This window comes from Streptomyces turgidiscabies Car8 (assembly GCF_000331005.1).
In the GTDB taxonomy this organism is placed as follows: Bacteria; Actinomycetota; Actinomycetes; order Streptomycetales; family Streptomycetaceae; genus Streptomyces; species Streptomyces turgidiscabies.
Map to the genome: position 1 here is coordinate 1 of NZ_AEJB01000595.1, position 896 is coordinate 896.

The 896-nt window shown below is 67.1% G+C and carries 1 protein-coding gene; it reads left to right on the forward strand.

Going from position 1 to position 896, the window contains the following annotated elements; translation table 11 throughout:
- Nucleotides 1-226 precede the first annotated feature (226 nt).
- Nucleotides 227-896: SAM-dependent methyltransferase (locus STRTUCAR8_RS41655; RefSeq protein ID WP_044473795.1), on the forward strand; the 670-nt coding region annotated here is incomplete at its 3' end.

Genomic DNA, 896 nt, shown 5'->3' on the forward strand with positions numbered 1-896 from the left:
ATTCGCTGTTCGGATTCGGACATGCCGGCATCGTCTCCTCGGCCGTAACGGACGCCTTCGTGCAAGGTTCAACTTAACGCCCGAGTCGCACCGGGCCGCCGTCGCCGTACATCCGTGTCGCCTACTCGGCGACACGGATGTACGTACGGAATACGTATCCTCGACTCGGGCGTTAAGTTGAACCTTGCACGAAGGCGTCCGTTACGGCCGAGGAGACGATGCCGGCATGTCCGAATCCGAACAGCGAATCGATACTTCGGTACCGCACTCCGCCCGTATCTGGAACTACTGGCTGGGCGGCAAGGACAACTACCCCGTCGACGAGGCAGCCGGCGACGCGTACACGGCTGTGTTCCCCGGCATCGTCACGATCGCGCGCAGCAGCCGCGCCTTCCTCGGCCGTACGATCCGACATCTGGCCGGAGAGGCGGGCATCCGCCAGTTCCTGGACGTCGGCACGGGCCTGCCGACGGTGGACAACACCCACGAGGTGGCACAGTCGGTCGCCCCCGACGCACGCATCGTCTACGTGGACCACGACCCGCTGGTCCTGACCCACGCCCGAGCCCTCCTCACGTCGACCCCCGAGGGCGCGACGGACTACGTGGACGCCGACCTGTACGACACGGAACGCATCCTGGCGTCGGCGGCGAAGACCCTCGACCTGACCCGCCCCACCGCCCTGATCCTGAGCGGCATCCTGGGCCACGTGGCGGACTACGAGGCGGCCCGCGGAATCGTCCGCGACCTGATGGCAGGCCTCCCGTCGGGCAGCTACCTCTCCCTCAACGAGGGCTCACGCGGCACCGACCCCGCCTACGAACAGGCGCAGGACGCCTACAACGAGACGGGCGCGGTGCCGTATTTCCTGCGGCCCGTGGAGCAGATCGAGGCGT